The organism is Pseudomonas sp. S34 (assembly GCF_009866745.1).
In the GTDB taxonomy this organism is placed as follows: Bacteria; Pseudomonadota; Gammaproteobacteria; order Pseudomonadales; family Pseudomonadaceae; genus Aquipseudomonas; species Aquipseudomonas jessenii.
Window position 1 is genome coordinate 3,862,775 of sequence record NZ_CP019398.1, and the last position, 16,620, is coordinate 3,879,394.

Genomic DNA, 16,620 nt, shown 5'->3' on the forward strand with positions numbered 1-16,620 from the left:
GGTTCGGCTCAAGCCGCCGAATCGTTTGATACAGGAGTGTCTCCATGCTGGTCTTGCGTCCAGTCGAGTTGGCCGACCTGCCCCAGTTGCAGAGGCTGGCCCGTGAAAGCCTCGTGGGCGTCACGTCCCTGCCCGACGATAGCGAACGGTTGCGCGGAAAAATCCTCGATTCCTGTGCCTCGTTCGAAAAGGACGTGCAGGCTCATGGCCCGGAAAACTATTTCTTTGTACTCGAAGACCTGACGACACGGCACCTGGCCGGCTGCTCGGAAATCCTCGCCACGGCGGGTTACAACGAGCCGTTCTACAGCCTGCGCAACCGGCACTTCACCAGCGCCTCGCGGGAACTGAACATCGAGCACGGTGTACCGGCCCTGTCGTTGTGTCACGACCTCAGTGGTCACACCTTGCTGCGGGGCTTTCATATCGATGCCGCGCGAGTGCGCAGCGCACATTCCGAACTGCTGTCGCGGGCGCGCCTGTTGTTCATCGCCGCCCACGCCCGGCGTTTTTCCGAAACGGTGATCACCGAGATCGTCGGCTACAGCAGTGATGAAGGCCACTCGCCATTTTGGGACGCCGTGGGCAAGCATTTCTTCGACTTGCCCTACGTCGAGGCCGAACGGCTTTGCGGTCTGCAGAGCCGCACCTTTCTCGCCGAGCTGATGCCGCAGTATCCGATCTACGTGCCCATGCTGCCCCAGGCGGCACAGGACTGTATCGGTAGCATCCACCCCGATGGCCAGGAAGCCTTCGATATCCTCGAACGGGAAGGCTTCGAAACCAACAGTTACATCGATCTGTTCGATGGAGGCCCGACGCTCTATGCGCGTACCTCGGGTATTCGCTCCATCGCCCACAGCCAGTGCGGCATAACGCAGCCTGGCCCGGTGATCGACACCCGCGGCCGCTTTCTGGTGAGCAACGAGTCCTTGAAGGATTACCGAGCCATCGTCGCCGATCTTGATTACATCCCCGGACAACCCGTGACCCTTGACGCCGCCATGTGCACGGCGCTGAAGGTGACCGAGGGCAGCCCCGTCCGGCTGGTGGCCCTGTGAACACCCGCCAGATTCAACGCCCGAGCACCCGCGCACAAGGAACCGCCCCATGATTGTCCGTCCGGTCCAGATCACCGACCTGCCCGCCTTGTTCACGCTGGTGCGGCAGGCCATTCCGGGGCTTACCAGCCTGCCGGCCGATGAAGAACGCCTGGCCTACCGGATTCGCTGGGCCCAACGCACCTTCGCCGGACAGGTCGACCGGGCCGATGCCGATTACCTGTTCGTGCTCGAGGATGACGAGCAGCAAGTGGTGGGCGTCAGCGCCCTGACGGGGGGCGTCGGTCTGCGCGAGCCCTGGTACAACTACCGGGTCGGACTGACGGTCAGCGCTTCGGCGGATCTGGGTATCCAGCGCCAGATCCAGACCCTGTTCCTGAGCAATGAATTGACCGGGCAATCGGAAGTCTGCTCGTTGTACCTGCGCCCCGATCAGCGCCAGGGCAGCAACGGCCGTTTGCTTTCCCTCGGGCGCTTGTTGTTTGTGGCCGAGTTCACCCAGCTGTTCGGCAACCGGCTCATCGCCGGATTACGCGGTAGCGCTGATGAACGAGGTGGCTCGCCGTTCTGGGACAGCCTCGGCCGGCACTTTTTCAAGATGGATTTCAGCCACGCCGATCACTTGTCCGGGCTGGGCAACAAATCGTTCATCGCCGAACTGATGCCGCGCCAGCCGCTGTACACCTGCCTGCTCACCGAACAAGCCCAGGCGGTGATCGGCAAGGCCCACCCCAATACCGAGCCAGCCCTGAAAATCCTCAGCGCCGAGGGCTTTGCCCACCAGGGTTACATCGATATCTTCGACGGCGGACCGGTCATCGAAGCCCCGGTTTCCGGGATCCGCACCGTGCGCGACAGCCGACCGCTGTCATTGGCCATCGGCTCACCGGACGATAAAGCGCCCCTCTGGCTGATTCACAACCGCCGCCTGGAAAACTGTCGCATTACCTGTGCCCCGGCCCGACAGGTAGGCAACAGCCTGGTGGTTGATCGCCTGACCGCCAAGCGCCTGCAGCTGCAACCCGCAGACTCGGTGCGCGCCGTGCCGCTGCTTGACCAACGACAACAGGCCGTGGCGGCGTGACCTATCAGTTCCATCGCGGCGATGTCAATCGGACTGACCCAGCAAATTCGTCATCATTCTCCCCTTGCGCGCGTGATAGCCTTTTATTCCTTCGGCGTTGACACTTTTGCTCAAGCCCTTCCATTCCATTGGTGGAACTCATATGTCCAGGCTTTCCCATCAAGATTTGCGCCGCAATTTTCGCCAACTGTTCGCCTCCAACACCTGCTACCACACGGCCTCGGTTTTCGACCCGATGTCGGCCCGCATCGCCGCCGACCTGGGCTTCGAAGTCGGGATCCTCGGGGGTTCGGTCGCATCGCTGCAAGTGCTGGGCGCCCCTGACTTTGCCCTGATCACCCTCAGCGAATTCGCTGAACAGGCCACTCGCATCGGCCGTGTCGCCCAGTTGCCGGTGATTGCCGACGCCGACCACGGCTACGGCAACGCGCTCAACGTCATGCGCACCATCGTCGAACTCGAACGTGCGGGCGTGGCTGCGCTGACCATCGAAGACACCCTGCTGCCCGCGCAGTTCGGCCGTAAATCCACCGACCTGATCACGGTCGCCGAAGGCGTCGGCAAGATCCGCGCGGCGCTCGAAGCCCGCTGCGATTCGGAAATGGCAATCATCGCCCGCACCCATGCCGGGATTCTGCCGGTGCAGGAAATCATCAGCCGCACCCGGCAATACCAGAGCGCCGGCGCCGACGGGATCTGCATGGTGGGCATCAAGGACTTCGACCATCTGGAGCAGATCGCCGAGCACCTGAGCGTGCCGCTGATGCTGGTGACCTATGGCAACCCGCTGCTGCGCGATGACAAACGCCTGGCCGAACTGGGTGTGCGCGTGACCATCGACGGCCATGGCGCGTACTTCGCCGCGATCAAGGCGACCTACGACAGCCTGCGCGAACAACGCCAGATCCTCACCCAGACGTCGGACCTGAGCGCCACCGAGCTGACGCACACCTATACGCAACCCGAGGAATACATCCGCTTCGCGGAGGAGTTCATGAGCGTGAAGGAATGACGGTTTAAACCGACACGCCGCCATCGCGAGCAAGCTCGCTCCCACAGTGGATTTCTGTTGAACACAAATCTTGTATTCACCCGGAATTCCCGTGGGAGCGAGCTTGCTCGCGATGAGGCCATCAAAGCCAATATCCCTGCCGCCTGACACGCCGCCATCGCGAGCAGGCTCGCTCCCACAGTGGATTTCTGTTGAGCACAAATCTTGTATTCACCCGGAATCCCTGTGGGAGCGAGCTTGCTCGCGATGAGGCCATCACAGCCAGCATCCCTGCCGCCTGACACGCCGCCATCGCGAGCAAGCTCGCTCCCACAGTGGATTTCTGTTGAACACAAATCTTGTATTCACCCGGAATCCCCGTGGGAGCGGGCTTGCTCGCGAAGAGGCCACAGGTTTCAGTGGTGCACTCAATACAGCATCAGGCCCACTCTTTACGCAGCTGACGCGCAGCGTTGACCATGTGCACCAGCGCCGCTTCAGTTTCCGGCCAGCCGCGGGTCTTCAGGCCGCAGTCCGGGTTGACCCACAGGCGGTCGGCGGGAATACGCTTGGCGGCCTTGCGCAGCAGGTTGGCCATTTCCGAGGAGTCCGGCACCCTTGGCGAGTGGATGTCATACACGCCCGGGCCGATTTCGTTCGGGTAGGCGAAGGCTTCGAACGCGTCCAGCAGTTCCATGTCCGAGCGCGAGGTTTCGATGGTGATCACGTCGGCATCCATGGCGGCGATGGACTCGATCACATCGTTGAACTCGCTGTAGCACATATGGGTGTGGATCTGGGTTTCGTCGCGCACACCGGAGGCGCACAGGCGGAACACTTCGGTCGCCCAGTCCAGGTAGTGCTGCCACTGCGCCTGGCGCAACGGCAGGCCTTCGCGGAACGCGGCTTCGTCGATCTGCACGATCTTGATCCCGGCGGCTTCCAGGTCCACCACTTCATCACGGATCGCCAGGGCCAGTTGACGAGCCTGCACTTCGCGGGTCACGTCTTCGCGGGGGAACGACCACATCAGCATGGTTACGGGACCGGTCAGCATGCCCTTCATCACCTTGTCGGTGAGGCCCTGGGCGTAGCGGATCCACTCCACGGTCATGGCTTTCGGACGGCTCAGGTCACCGAAGATCACCGCCGGTTTCACGCAACGCGAGCCGTAGCTCTGGACCCAGCCGAAACGGGTGAACACATAGCCGTCAAGTTGCTCGGCGAAGTATTCGACCATGTCGTTACGCTCGGCTTCACCGTGCACCAGCACGTCCAGGCCCAGGTTTTCCTGCACTTGCACGGCGTGACGGATCTCACTGTGCATCGCTTCGGTGTATTCGGCTTCGGTCAGCTTGCCTTGCTTGAACGACTGGCGAGCCAGACGGATAGACGCGGTTTGCGGGAATGAACCGATGGTGGTGGTCGGGAACAGCGGCAGGTTCAGGCCGGCGCGCTGTTTCTCGATACGCTGGGCAAACAGCGAATGACGCTGGCTGTCCTTGACAGTGATGGCGGCCACACGCGCCTGCACGGCCGGTTTGTGGATGCGTGGCGACGCAGCACGGCTGGCCTGCACGGCGCGGCTTTGGGTCAGCGCTTCAAGCACCTTCGGCACTTCCGGCTCGTTGACGGCCTGAGCCAGCACCGCGACTTCTTCACACTTCTGCACGGCAAACGCCAGCCAGCTTTTCAGTTCGGCATCGAGCTTGTCTTCACGCCCCAGATCAACCGGGCTGTGCAGCAGCGAGCAGGATGGCGCGACCCACAGGCGATCACCCAGACGCTCATGAGCATGCTGCAGGGTGGCCAAAGCGTTTTCCAGGTCGCAGCGCCAGACGTTACGGCCGTTGACCAGGCCCAGCGACAGCACTTTGTAGGCCGGCAGGCGATCGAGGATGGTCGGGTACTGCTCAGGCGCACGCACCAGATCGATGTGCAGGCCGTCCACCGGCAGGTTGGCGGCCAGGCCCAGGTTTTCTTCCAGCCCACCAAAATACGTGGCGACCAGTTTCTTCAACGGGTCACGCTGAATCAGGTTGTAGGCCCGCTCAAAGGCGTTTTTCCAGTCCTGCGGCAGGTCGAGCACCAGGATCGGCTCGTCGATTTGCACCCACTCGACGCCCTGTGCCGCCAGGCGCTGGAAGATCTGGCCGTACAACGGCAACAGACGATCCAGCAGCTCCAGCTTGTCGAATTCGACGCCCTTGGCCTTGCCCAGCCACAGGTAAGTCAGCGGGCCGATGATCACCGGCTTGACGTTGTGCCCCAGTGCGCGGGCTTCCTCGACTTCTTCGAACAACTGGTCCCAGCCGAGCTGGAACTGCTGATCGGCGCTGAACTCAGGGACAAGGTAGTGATAGTTGGTGTCGAACCACTTGGTCATTTCCTGGGCATGCGCGCCGCCGCAGCAGCTGTCGCTCACACCACGCGCCATGCCGAACAAGGTTTGCAGGCTGGCCTTGCCATCGTGCGGGCGGAATCGCTCAGGGATCACACCGAACATCAACGAGTGGGTCAGGACCTGGTCGTACCAGGCGAAGTCGCCGACCGGCAGCAACTCGATGCCGGCCTTTTTCTGCAAGTCCCAGTGGGTCTTGCGCAGGTCGCGGCCCACGGTGCGCAGACCGGCTTCGTCGAGTTCGCCCTTCCAGAACGCCTCTTGAGCCTTTTTCAGTTCGCGGTCGCGACCAATGCGCGGAAAACCAAGGGAATGGGCCACAGCCATGTCAAATAACTCCAATACGTTCGATGGGAGCCATTGTCGACAGTGTCAGCGAGTGAGACAAACTCATTTTAATCGTGATGATCACAAGTTCCTCTCATGATCAGAAGCACTGCGCAACTGGCGCTGGATGGACATCTGGTTCAAGGCGCTCGCCCCGATGTCCAACCTGCGCCTGAAAACCTCTGGCATGACCGAACCGTGGCGTGTGCGTAAGCCGGGCGTCGATGGCATCATCACCCGCTACGAAAGTTTCGATACCCGCCCCCACCCTATGATCGGCTAAGGAATAGTCCCGATGCGTATCAAAACACTGCCGGCCTGTGCCACGACGCCCTGCCCGGACGCCAAAGCACAGACCGCCGGGATCAGCTCATGACGGCCATTTTTCGGCCGCGTCCGACGTTGATCTTTTTGCTGCTGTTGCTGGTGCTGGTGTTCTGGCTGTCCCTGGCCCTCGGACCGGTCAGCCTGCCCCTGGGCGATACCTTGCTGGGCGGGATGCGTCTGCTCGGGTTGCCACTTGACGGTGGTGACACGCAGCAGGCGGAGTTGATCCTCGGGCAGATTCGACTGCCACGCAGCTTGCTCGGCATCGCCGTGGGGTCGGTACTGGCGTTGTCCGGCGTGGCGATGCAGGGGTTGTTCCGCAATCCCTTGGCCGATCCGGGTCTGGTCGGTGTGTCCGGCGGTGCTGCGCTCGGTGCCGCCCTTGCCATCGTCGGCGGCAGCCTGCTCGGTGGCTTGCCGCCTGCGATCGAACCCTACCTGCTGTCGGTGAGCGCCTTCGCCGGTGGCTTGATCGTCACGGCGGTGGTGTATCGCTTCGGTCGCCGCAACGGGCAAACCGACGTTGCCACCATGCTCTTGGCGGGTGTGGCGATGACGGCCATGGCCGGTGCCGGGGTCGGGCTGTTCACCTACCTGGCCGACGATGCCACTTTGCGCACCCTGACGTTCTGGAACCTGGGCAGCCTCAACGGTGCCAGTTACCCGCGCTTGTGGCCGTTGCTGATCGTCACCCTGGGCGTGGCGTTGTGGTTGCCCCGCAGGGCGGCGGCGCTCAATGCATTGCTGCTGGGTGAATCGGAGGCCCGTCACCTGGGTTTTGACATCGAGCGGATCAAACTTGAGCTGGTGTTGTGCACGGCGCTCGGCGTCGGCGCGGCAGTCGCGGCGGCCGGACTGATCGGTTTCATCGGCCTGGTGGTGCCGCATCTGATGCGCCTGCTGGTCGGCCCGGATCACCGGGTGTTGCTGCCCGCGTCGTTGCTGGCCGGTGCCAGCCTGCTGTTACTGGCCGATCTGGCGGCGCGTTTGTTGTTGGCGCCAGCCGAATTGCCAATCGGTATCGTGACTGCACTGATCGGCGCTCCGTTCTTTCTTTATCTGCTGGTGCGAGGACGCTCCTGATGCTGCGGGCAAACAACCTGCTGGTACGCCGTGGCAAGCGCACGGTGCTGACCAACATCGATATCGAGTTGCGCCCCGGTGAAGTGCTGGGTGTGCTGGGGCCGAACGGCGCCGGCAAAAGCACCCTGCTCGCCGCTTTGTGTGGTGAGCTGGCGACCAGTGAAGGCAGGGTCAGCCTCGACGAGCGTCCACTCGCCGACTGGCCGGGACAGGAACGGGCCAAGCGCCTGGCCGTGCTGCCGCAGAGTTCGAGCCTGAGCTTTGCGTTTTCGGTCAATGAAATCGTCGGCATGGGTCGCTTGCCTCACGCCAGCGGCCGCGTGCGCGATGCCGAAATCGTCGCCGAGGCGCTCAAAGCCGCCGATGCGCTTCATCTTGCCGGACGCAGCTACCTGGCCCTGTCCGGCGGTGAACGCCAGCGCGTGCATCTGGCGCGGGTACTCGCTCAGCTCTGGCCGGGTGCCGAGGGGCAAACCCTGCTGCTCGATGAACCGACATCGATGCTCGATCCGCTGCATCAGCACACCATTTTGCAAGCCGTGCGTGATTTCGCCGAGCGCGGGGTTGCCGTGCTGGTGATTCTGCACGACCTCAATCTGGCTGCCCGTTACTGCGATCAACTACTGTTGTTGCATCAGGGCCTGCCCCACGCCTACGGTCCACCGGCAGAAGTGCTGACCACCGAAGCGATGGCGGCGGTGTATGGACTACAAGTGCTGATTCACCAGCATCCGGAACGCGGCCACCCGCTGATCATCGCGCGCTGATGCCGCCCCCTCTTCCGTCATTGAGGGGGCACCTGTCCAATAAGGAAAACCGATGCGCTTTCTGTTGCTCTGTGCATTCAGCCTGTTGGCTGCCTGCCAAATCCATCAGGTCACACCACTGCCGGCGCCGATCGCCCCGCACGGCCGTGATCACGCCGACCTCGGAGTCATCCGTGAACTCGCCACGGGCCGTACGCTGACGCCGCAAGAACTTGTCCAACGCCTGGCCGTTGTGCCTCGGGTATTGGTCGGTGAACAGCACGACAACCCGGACCACCACGCCCTGCAATTATGGCTGCTGCGCGAACTGGCGACACAACGCCCCCAGGGCAGCCTGCTGATGGAGATGCTCAACCCCGATCAACAGGCCAGGGTCGATGCCGCGCAAGCCGTGACCCGCGCGGGCCAGCCACCGGCCGATGCGTTCACGGCGCTGGCCTGGCAGGCCAATTGGGACTGGAGTGTTTATGGCGCACTCGTCACCTACGCGCTGCGGCAACCGTATCCGCTGCTGGCGGCGAACCTGGACCGCGCGCAGATCATGCAGATCTACAAACAGCGCCCGGTACTTACGGGGCAAGCGTCCACCACCCAACAGGTGCGGGCGACCTTGCTGGATGACATCCGCCAATCCCATTGCGGCCTGTTGCCCGAAGCACAGATGCCGGCAATGCTCGCCGTGCAACAACAGCGTGACCGGCGCATGGCCGAGCGCCTGATGGCCGCGCCGACGCCGGCGTTGCTGCTGGCCGGTGCTTTCCACGTGCGCAAGGATCTGGGGGTGCCACTGCACCTGGAGGACCTCGGTGCCGGTGAAGGGAATGCGGTGCTGATCCTGGCCGAAGCTGGCAAGACCGTGACCGCCGAGAATGCGGATTACGTGTGGTACACCGCCGCGCAACCGGAACAGGATCATTGCGCGCAATTGCGTCGCTAAACCCGACCGATACATTGTGGCGAGGGGGCTTGCCCCCGTTGGGTCGCGCAGCGACCCTGAACCCTGCAATCGCGGTTACTCAGACTAACCGCATTGCCTGGATCGGGACTACTTCGTAGTCCAACGGGGGCAAGCCCCCTCGCCACAGGTGTCGGCCTGTCGGCGCGACACTATGTCACGCCTGTGCGTCGGTCCAATGGTCGTATCCGCCCCTCGGACACCGGCACAGTTTGTTAACATCCCCCCGATTTTTTCGTCTGTACAGTCATCACGCTGTCATTTCAGCCTGTTCAACAGGATGCTTTTTTCATGAGTACTTTGTATACCCGCCGGACTGTCCTGCAAGGCATGGGCCTGTTGAGCCTGGGCCTGCTCGCCGGTTGCGACGACAGCAGCAAGCTGTCGTTCAACTACGGCAAGGACCTCAGCGACAAGATCATGGGGCGTAACTTCAAGCTCAAGAACCCTGAGGGCGAAACCAGGATGCTGGGCAGCTATCGCGGCCTGATGCCGATGGTATTCTTCGGTTTCACCCAGTGCCCGGCCGTGTGCCCGACCACCCTGGCCCGCGCCGCGCAGGCCAAGAAGCTGATGGGTCGCGATGGCGAAAGGCTGCAGGTTATCTTCATCACCCTGGACCCTGAACGCGACACGCCAGAGTTGCTGGACCAGTACGTCAAGGCGTTCGACCCGAGTTTCGAAGCCCTGTACGGCACGCTTGAAGAAACCGCCGCCACCGCCAAGGAATTCGGCGTGTTCTTTGAGAAAGTCCCGAGCGGCGATACCTATACCCTCTCCCATACCGCGACCAGTTTTGTCTTCGACTCCCGGGGCAATCTGCGCCTGGGGCTGTCCGCGTCCCTGACGGCCAAAGAGTGCGCAGAAGACCTGCTCACCGTGATGGAGGTTTGCTGAAATGAATGCCCCGCAAGCTAAAAACCGCTTCGTGCAAGGCTGCAAGCAACTGGCACTGGGCTTGTCCCTGGTCGGCCTGGCCTTTCAGGTATCGGCACAAACCCGGGTCGACGACGCCTGGGTCCGCGCCACCGTGGCCGGCCAGCCGTCGAGCGGCGCCTTCATGACCGTCACCGCCAGCAGCGACAGCAAGTTGCTGAGCGTGCAAACGCCGGTTGCCAAGCTAGTGCAGATTCATGAAATGAGCATGAAAGACGACGTGATGAAAATGCAGCAGGTGCAGTCCGTTGCGCTGCCAGCCGGCAAGCCGGTGAGCTTCGATCCCAATGGCTATCACATCATGCTGATGAATCTCACAGGTCAGATCAAGGAAGGCGACAAGGTGCCACTGACCCTGACCGTGGAAGACGCCAAGGGCGAGAAAGAATCGATTCAGGTCGAAGCCGTTGCCAAGGCGATCGGCACCATGGATCACAGCAAGATGATGCATGATCACAGCAAGATGAATTGATTGCTCCGTCAGTTAAAACACAGGACCTGTGGGAGCGAGCTTGCTCGCGATGAGGCAGGAACATTCGACATCGATGTCGCCTGATACTCCGCCATCGCGAGCAAGCTCGCTCCCACAGTTTGATCTTCAGTGAATACGAGTCCTTTTCACGTCATCTCAAACGAGCTTGAGCACGACGTTGATGTTGTTGCGCGTGGCTTTCGAGTACGGGCAGTACTGGTGCCCGGTGTCGACGATTTTTTGTGCGGTTTCACGGTCCAGCCCCGGCAGGCTGACATTGAGCCGCGCCTGCAGCAGATAGCCGCCTTCATTGGTGCCCAAATCAACCTCGGCATCGACGGCCACATCCTTGGGCAACGCCACTTTCATTTCCCTGGCTGCAACTTGCATGGCGCCGATGAAACAGGCGGACCACCCGGCAGCGAACAGTTGCTCCGGATTGGTTCCACCGCCACCCGCGCCCGGGGACGACAGCTTCACATCGAGGATTCCGTCGGAGCTGCGGGACGCGCCGTCACGCCCGCCGGTGGTGTGGGTTTGGGCGGTGTACAACACTTTATCGATCTGGCTCATGATGACCTCCTGATTGAGTTGTAAAAAACCGGTTTTCACCCCATCGGGTCGCTGGGATGGTCAATCAATATAGTCGTCGCAGCCCCGCCCCGCGGTCGATCCGACCAGCGCCCCCTTCTACTTTATTTACGCGCCAACTTGTACCTGACGCAGTCCTCATAAAAGCTCTGGCGTACAGCAGTCGGTTTGAATCGCGACGGACTGTCATAAGTTTGCTCTGTAATGCCAAGTGCCATCATGCGCATCCAGGATTTTGCAAACTTGTAGACCTGGATTTTTTGGCGTGCGGCGTACAGAGAAACGCCTGAAAGCTTGAGCTCCTGTGCCCTTGCGGCGGTTCCCGCCCCCCAACTGCACATGTATTGATCATGGGTGGCCAGTTCTTTGGCTTGAGCCGAATGGGCTACACCCGCGATAACTAACGGCATTAACGAGATCCATGTCTTGCGCATCTTGACCTATTTAACTAGCTGAAAATGAACTAATTTTGCTGAGGATTTTTAAACTTGGGGGCCAGCATCGTGCCTTTTTTGCAAATTAATGCGAAAACGAGATGAGTGACGTTATTTCTTGCGAGTTTTCAATCCTTTGCTATAGCTAAGACTCTCAATCGCCAACTAAGTGAGGCAACGGAATGTCAGTCGCAAAGAAAATGAGTGTGGGGCAACTGACAATGTTGACCGCGGTCAACATGTTGGGCTCAGGCATTGTGCTACTACCGACGAAACTCGCGGAAGTCGGTGCAATTTCGATCCTCTCCTGGCTGATAACGGCCACCGGCTCCCTCGCTCTGGCGTACGCCTTTGCGCGATGCGGGATGCTCAGCCGCAAGACCGGCGGCATGGGCGGTTATGCCGAATACACCTTCGGTAAAGCAGGTAACTACATCACCAACTACACCTACGGCCTCTCGCTGTTGATTGCCAACGTGGCGATCAGTATTACAGCGGTCGGCTATATTCAGGTGTTGTTCGGGATAGAACTCGACTCACTGCAAGTAGGCCTGGCCACTATTGCCCTGTTGTGGATCACCACCTTCGCCAACTTTGGCGGCGCCAGCATTACCGGCCGTATCGGCGCGGTGACGGTCTGGGGTGTGATTGCACCGGTGGTGCTGGTCTCCACGGTGGGCTGGTTCTGGTTCGACAGCAGTGTTTACGCCGCTGGCTGGAACCCCCACGACAAAGGCTGGTTCGAAGCGGCAGGCGCCTCGGTGGCAATTACCCTGTGGGCCTTCCTTGGCCTGGAATCGGCTTGCGCCAACACCGACGCGGTGGAAAACCCTGAGCGCAACGTACCGATTGCCGTGCTGGGCGGCACCCTGGGTGCAGCGGTGATCTACATCGTCTCCACCAACGTCATCTTCGGTATCGTCGGCAACGAAGAACTGGTCGCGTCCACTGCGCCGTTCGGCCTGGTGTTCGCCAAGATGTTCACCCCGATGGTCGGCGACATCGTGATGGCGGCCATGGTGCTCGCCTGCATCGGTTCGCTGCTGGGTTGGCAGTTCACCATCGCCCAGGTGTACAAAAGCTCGGCGGACACCGGTTACTTCCTGTCGATCTTTGCCAAAGGCAACAAAGCGGGAACGCCGATTGTCGGCATGCTGGTGCTGCTGGCGGCGCAGACCGCGCTGGCCCTGCTCACCATCAGCCCCGACTTGAGCAAGCAGTTCGACACCCTGGTCAACCTCGCGGTGGTCACCAACCTGGTGCCGTACATCCTGTCCATGGCCGCGCTGATGACCATGCAGAAAGTCTCCAACGTGCCGGAAAGCAAGGCGCTGGCCACCAACATCATTGCCTTGATCGCAGCGGCCTACAGCTACCTGGCGCTATACAGCTCCGGTGAACAGGCGCTGATGCTGGGCGGCGTGGCCACGATCGTTGGTTACACCCTGTTCGGCTTCGTCAACAACCGCCTGATCCGCCTCGAAGCGCTCAACAACAGCGTACCGACACAAACCGTCAGCGCGCAGCACCTCACTGCCGAGCCAGTGCCGGTCAACAACCTGAATTAACTCTGGAGGATCAATCATGACGGAATATAAACACTCGCTGGGCATGCTGGCGCTACTGGTCAGCAGTCCGCCGGACAAGCGAACGGTGTTTGGCCGCGCCCTGGATCAACTGGTCCACGACGTAGAGGGACGTGGTGTCAGCGTACTGGCCTCGGAAAGCCTCACCGACGCCGCCTCGATCCTGCGCTCGGACCCTGCCATTCAATGCGTGCTCATCCGGTGGGAAATGGACACCAGCGAAGGCCACGCCGATTGCACCAAATTGCTGGTCAAGCTGCGCGAGCGCAACACGCGAGTGCCGGTGTTCCTGATCAGCGACCGCACCACCGCGTCGAGCATTCCGTTGCTGGTCATGCAACACGCCGACGACTTCATCTGGCTGCCCGAGGACACCTCCCGTTTCCTCAGCGGGCGCATCCTGGCGGCCATCGAACGCTATCGCCAGGCCGCCCTGCCGCCGATGTTCGGCGCGCTGGTGAAGTTTGCCCGCAACTATGAATACTCGTGGCACACCCCAGGCCATGCCGGCGGCACGGCTTTCCTGAAGAGCACCGCAGGCCGGGCCTTCTACGAGTTCTTCGGGGAGAACCTGCTACGTTCCGACCTGTCGATCTCGGTTGGCGAACTCGGTTCGCTGCTCGATCACAGTGGCCCTATCGGCCAGGGTGAACGCTATGCCGCCAAGGTCTTCGGCGCCCACCGCACGTATTACGTGACCAACGGCTCGTCGATGTCCAACCGCGTCATCCTCATGGCCAGCGTCACGCGCAACCAGATCGCCCTGTGCGACCGCAATTGCCACAAGTCCGCCGAGCACGCGATGACCCTGTCCGGGGCGATTCCGACCTACCTGGTGCCGACCCGCAACCGCTACGGCATCATCGGCCCGATCCTGCCGCAGACCCTGAGCGCCGAAGGCGTGAAAGCCGCCATCGCCAACAACCCGCTGGTCAAGCAAGGCATCGACCCGACACCAGTGCACGCCATTGTCACCAACTCCACCTACGACGGCCTGACCTACAACGTCACCCGGGTCGAAGAGCTGCTGGGCGAAAGCGTGGACCGTCTGCACTTCGACGAAGCCTGGTACGGTTATGCGCGCTTCAACCCGCTGTACAGCGGACGCCATGCCATGCACGGCAACCCGGCCGATCACGACAAGTCCAAGCCGACCGTGTTCGCCACCCAGTCGACCCACAAATTGCTGGCTGCCCTGTCCCAGGCCTCGATGATCCACGTGCGTGACGGGCGTAACCCGATCGAACATGCGCGCTTCAACGAGTCGTACATGATGCACGCCTCGACCTCGCCAAATTACGCGATCATGGCGTCCTGCGACGTCAGCTCGGCGATGATGGAAGCACCGAGCGGGCAGATCCTCACCAACGAGTCGATTGAAGAAGCCATCAGCTTCCGCCAGGTTCTCTCGCGCATGCACAACGAGATGGTGGGCAAGAACGACTGGTTCTTCACCTGCTGGCAGCCGCCGACCGTACAGGTTGGCGCAGCGGCCGTGCCGTTCCATGAGGTCGACCCGGCTACGCTGAAAACCGATCCGAACTGCTGGGTCCTGCACCCGAACGCGGTATGGCACGGCTTCGGCGACATCGAAGACGGCTACTGCATGCTCGACCCGATCAAGGTCTCTGTGCTCAGCCCGGGCATGGGCGACGACGGCAGCCTGCTCGCCTCCGGTATCCCCGCTTGCGTGGTCACGGCGTACTTGGGCCGTCAGGGTATCGTGGTCGAGAAAACCACCGATTTCACCATCCTGTTCCTGTTCTCCATCGGCATCACCAAAGGCAAGTGGGGCACGCTGCTCAACGCCCTGCTCGACTTCAAGCGTGACTACGACGACAACGCCGAGCTCGAGCTGTGCCTGCCCGACCTGTACAACGCCAACCAGCATCGCTATGCCGGCATGGGCCTGAAGGATCTGGCCGACGAAATCTTCGCCGCCATGAAGAAACACAAGACCACCGCCAACATGTCCCAGGCCTTCGGCACCCTGCCAAAAGCCGAGTTCAGCCCGGTGGAGGCCTACGAAAAACTGGTGCGTAACGACATCGAGCTGGTGACGCTCAACGAAGCCGCCGGACGCCTTGCCGCGACCGGTATCGTGCCGTATCCACCAGGCATCCCGCTGCTCATGCCGGGTGAGAACGCAGGGCCTGCGGACGGTCCGTTGCTGGCGTATCTCAAGGCACTGGAAGCCTTCGACAAATCCTTCCCCGGCTTCACCCATGACACCCACGGGATCGAAGTCGAAGATGGCGTTTACCGGATGCTGGTACTGAAGTAAGACAAGCTGGCTCACCGCCCCCCCTGTGGGAGCGGGCTTGCTCGCGAAGGCGTAGTGTCAGTCGACGCAATTGTCGATTGACAGGACGCCTTCGCGAGCAAGCCCGCTCCCACATTTTTAGATCGCCTTCACACCAAATCCCTATGGGCAAACTCGATCACAGCGCTCTATGATTGATCCCCATGACCACCACCGCTGCGATCCGCTCACCCTGCCCGCCCGGCGCCTGCGACTGCGGGCGTGACCCGTTGCTGGAAACACCAGGGGCGGACCTGCGCATTCTGTTTCTGACCCGCAACGAAGAAAAACGCCTGATCGAACGCCTGGAGAACCTGCAGAGCCTGAGCGATCTGGAGCACCTGCAACGGCGCATGCTCGAACAGTTGGGCATCCGCGTGGACATCGCTCCCGGTTTCAACGAAGTGCGCACCATGCGCGGCATCGGCATCCAGATTGGCGAACTGCCGGGGCTGTGCCGCAAGACCCGCGCCAACATCCCCGCCGCCATTCGCCGGGCCATGGAAAAGCGCCCGGAGATCGCCTACGAACTGCTCAATGCCAACGACCTGTTGCGTGACGCCTGATGAAGCTTCTTCTCGAACTCCCCCTCACCGACGAGATTCTCACCTCGTTCGCCCTGGCCATCGGGGCCGACCTGCAGGGCTACCGCAACCACATTTACCGGGTGCTGAATTTCCATGGAGCCCTCAGCGGTGCCGATGGCCTGCCCCCGGCCGCCGTCCAAATCGCGGCGGCGTTTCATGACCTGGGCATCTGGACCGATGACACCCTCGACTACCTGCCGCCGTCCATTGCCCTGGCCACCGAGTACCTCGACAACCAGCAACGAGCGGAACTGAAGGATGAAGTCAGCGCATTGATACTTGAGCATCACAAACTGCGCCGGTATCGCGGCGCCTACGCTGCCAGCGTCGAACCCTTCCGCCAGGCCGATCTGGTGGATGTGTCCCTGGGCCTGGTGCGTTTCGGCCTGCCCCGCAGCTTCATCAAAACCGTGCAGTCGACCTTTCCCGATCACGGCTTTCACTCGATGCTGATGAAGCTTTCTGCCCGTCAATTCATTCGCTCGCCGCTGCGCCCGCTGCCCATGTTTCGCTGGTGAAACACGCATCCGTTACCCCCTCGAACAGGCACCTGAACAAGATCAGCGGTCGTACATGAATCGCGAGGCGCTGCTATGCCTTCCATGGGAGATTTTGCCGCAAGCCAGCCAGGATGGAACTGCAAACCCAAGCGCGGCCACGGCCCCGGCGCCAGCCAGGTGCGCGCATAAAAACCGGTGCCAATCCGTAACAGGAGG

At 61.5% G+C, this 16,620-nt stretch carries 16 protein-coding genes; 13 read left to right on the forward strand and 3 right to left on the reverse strand.

Features of this window, described 5'->3' with window-relative positions:
- The first annotated feature begins 44 nt into the window (after positions 1-44).
- The 3 genes from PspS34_RS17225 (at position 45) to PspS34_RS17235 (ending at position 3,157) form a co-directional block, all read left to right on the forward strand.
- The gene (locus PspS34_RS17225; RefSeq protein WP_150815008.1) at positions 45-1,061 is read left to right on the forward strand and encodes an arginine N-succinyltransferase; all 1,017 of its coding nucleotides are present in this window, start codon (positions 45-47) and stop codon (positions 1,059-1,061) included.
- A 49-nt stretch (positions 1,062-1,110) separates the two neighbouring features.
- On the forward strand, positions 1,111-2,145 hold the full coding sequence (gene astA / locus PspS34_RS17230; protein ID WP_154862063.1) for an arginine N-succinyltransferase: 1,035 nt from the start codon (positions 1,111-1,113) through the stop codon (positions 2,143-2,145).
- Positions 2,146-2,287: 142 nt separating this feature from the next.
- The gene (locus PspS34_RS17235; protein ID WP_046043248.1) at positions 2,288-3,157 is read left to right on the forward strand and encodes an oxaloacetate decarboxylase; all 870 of its coding nucleotides are present in this window, start codon (positions 2,288-2,290) and stop codon (positions 3,155-3,157) included.
- A gap of 418 nt (positions 3,158-3,575) precedes the next feature.
- On the opposite strand, the gene metE is transcribed toward PspS34_RS17235, so the two are convergent.
- On the reverse strand, positions 3,576-5,864 hold the full coding sequence (gene metE, locus PspS34_RS17240) for a 5-methyltetrahydropteroyltriglutamate--homocysteine S-methyltransferase (RefSeq protein WP_150815006.1): 2,289 nt from the start codon (positions 5,862-5,864) through the stop codon (positions 3,576-3,578).
- Positions 5,865-5,973: 109 nt separating this feature from the next.
- On the opposite strand from metE, the gene PspS34_RS17245 reads away from it, so the two are divergent.
- The 6 genes from PspS34_RS17245 to PspS34_RS17270 all read left to right on the forward strand — a co-directional run bounded on the left by PspS34_RS17245 (position 5,974) and on the right by PspS34_RS17270 (position 10,404).
- A complete protein-coding gene (locus PspS34_RS17245; protein WP_223508090.1) occupies positions 5,974-6,147 on the forward strand; it encodes a hypothetical protein in 174 nt (57 codons plus the stop codon).
- A gap of 143 nt (positions 6,148-6,290) precedes the next feature.
- Positions 6,291-7,274, forward strand: a complete 984-nt coding sequence (locus PspS34_RS17250) for an iron ABC transporter permease (RefSeq protein ID WP_174245550.1) — start codon at positions 6,291-6,293, stop codon at positions 7,272-7,274.
- Positions 7,274-8,041 (forward strand): heme ABC transporter ATP-binding protein, encoded by a 768-nt coding sequence (locus tag PspS34_RS17255; protein WP_150815003.1) that lies wholly within the window; start codon positions 7,274-7,276, stop codon positions 8,039-8,041. Before PspS34_RS17250 ends, PspS34_RS17255 begins: the two co-directional genes overlap by 1 nt.
- Positions 8,042-8,093: 52 nt before the next feature.
- Positions 8,094-8,978, forward strand: a complete 885-nt coding sequence (locus PspS34_RS17260) for a ChaN family lipoprotein (RefSeq protein WP_154862066.1) — start codon at positions 8,094-8,096, stop codon at positions 8,976-8,978.
- A gap of 309 nt (positions 8,979-9,287) precedes the next feature.
- On the forward strand, positions 9,288-9,893 hold the full coding sequence (locus PspS34_RS17265) for an SCO family protein (RefSeq protein ID WP_057715426.1): 606 nt from the start codon (positions 9,288-9,290) through the stop codon (positions 9,891-9,893).
- A gap of 1 nt (position 9,894) precedes the next feature.
- Entirely contained in the window at positions 9,895-10,404 is a 510-nt protein-coding gene (locus PspS34_RS17270) for a copper chaperone PCu(A)C (RefSeq protein WP_154862067.1), read from the forward strand.
- A 156-nt stretch (positions 10,405-10,560) separates the two neighbouring features.
- Here PspS34_RS17270 and PspS34_RS17275 read toward each other — a convergent pair whose 3' ends face one another.
- On the reverse strand, positions 10,561-10,977 hold the full coding sequence (locus PspS34_RS17275; protein WP_046040328.1) for an organic hydroperoxide resistance protein: 417 nt from the start codon (positions 10,975-10,977) through the stop codon (positions 10,561-10,563).
- A gap of 122 nt (positions 10,978-11,099) precedes the next feature.
- Positions 11,100-11,429, reverse strand: a complete 330-nt coding sequence (locus tag PspS34_RS17280) for a hypothetical protein (RefSeq protein ID WP_057715428.1) — start codon at positions 11,427-11,429, stop codon at positions 11,100-11,102.
- Positions 11,430-11,611: 182 nt separating this feature from the next.
- Here PspS34_RS17280 and potE point away from each other — a divergent pair, with 182 nt between their 5' ends.
- The 4 genes from potE (at position 11,612) to PspS34_RS17300 (ending at position 16,422) form a co-directional block, all read left to right on the forward strand.
- Positions 11,612-12,997, forward strand: coding sequence for a putrescine-ornithine antiporter (gene potE, locus PspS34_RS17285; RefSeq protein ID WP_150815000.1), 1,386 nt, complete (start codon positions 11,612-11,614; stop codon positions 12,995-12,997).
- 16 nt (positions 12,998-13,013) lie between these two features.
- The gene (locus PspS34_RS17290; RefSeq protein ID WP_057715430.1) at positions 13,014-15,299 is read left to right on the forward strand and encodes an Orn/Lys/Arg decarboxylase N-terminal domain-containing protein; all 2,286 of its coding nucleotides are present in this window, start codon (positions 13,014-13,016) and stop codon (positions 15,297-15,299) included.
- 182 nt (positions 15,300-15,481) lie between these two features.
- On the forward strand, positions 15,482-15,883 hold the full coding sequence (locus tag PspS34_RS17295; protein ID WP_008050481.1) for a hypothetical protein: 402 nt from the start codon (positions 15,482-15,484) through the stop codon (positions 15,881-15,883).
- Positions 15,883-16,422, forward strand: coding sequence for a phosphohydrolase (locus PspS34_RS17300; protein ID WP_150814999.1), 540 nt, complete (start codon positions 15,883-15,885; stop codon positions 16,420-16,422). Before PspS34_RS17295 ends, PspS34_RS17300 begins: the two co-directional genes overlap by 1 nt.
- Positions 16,423-16,620 lie beyond the last annotated feature (198 nt).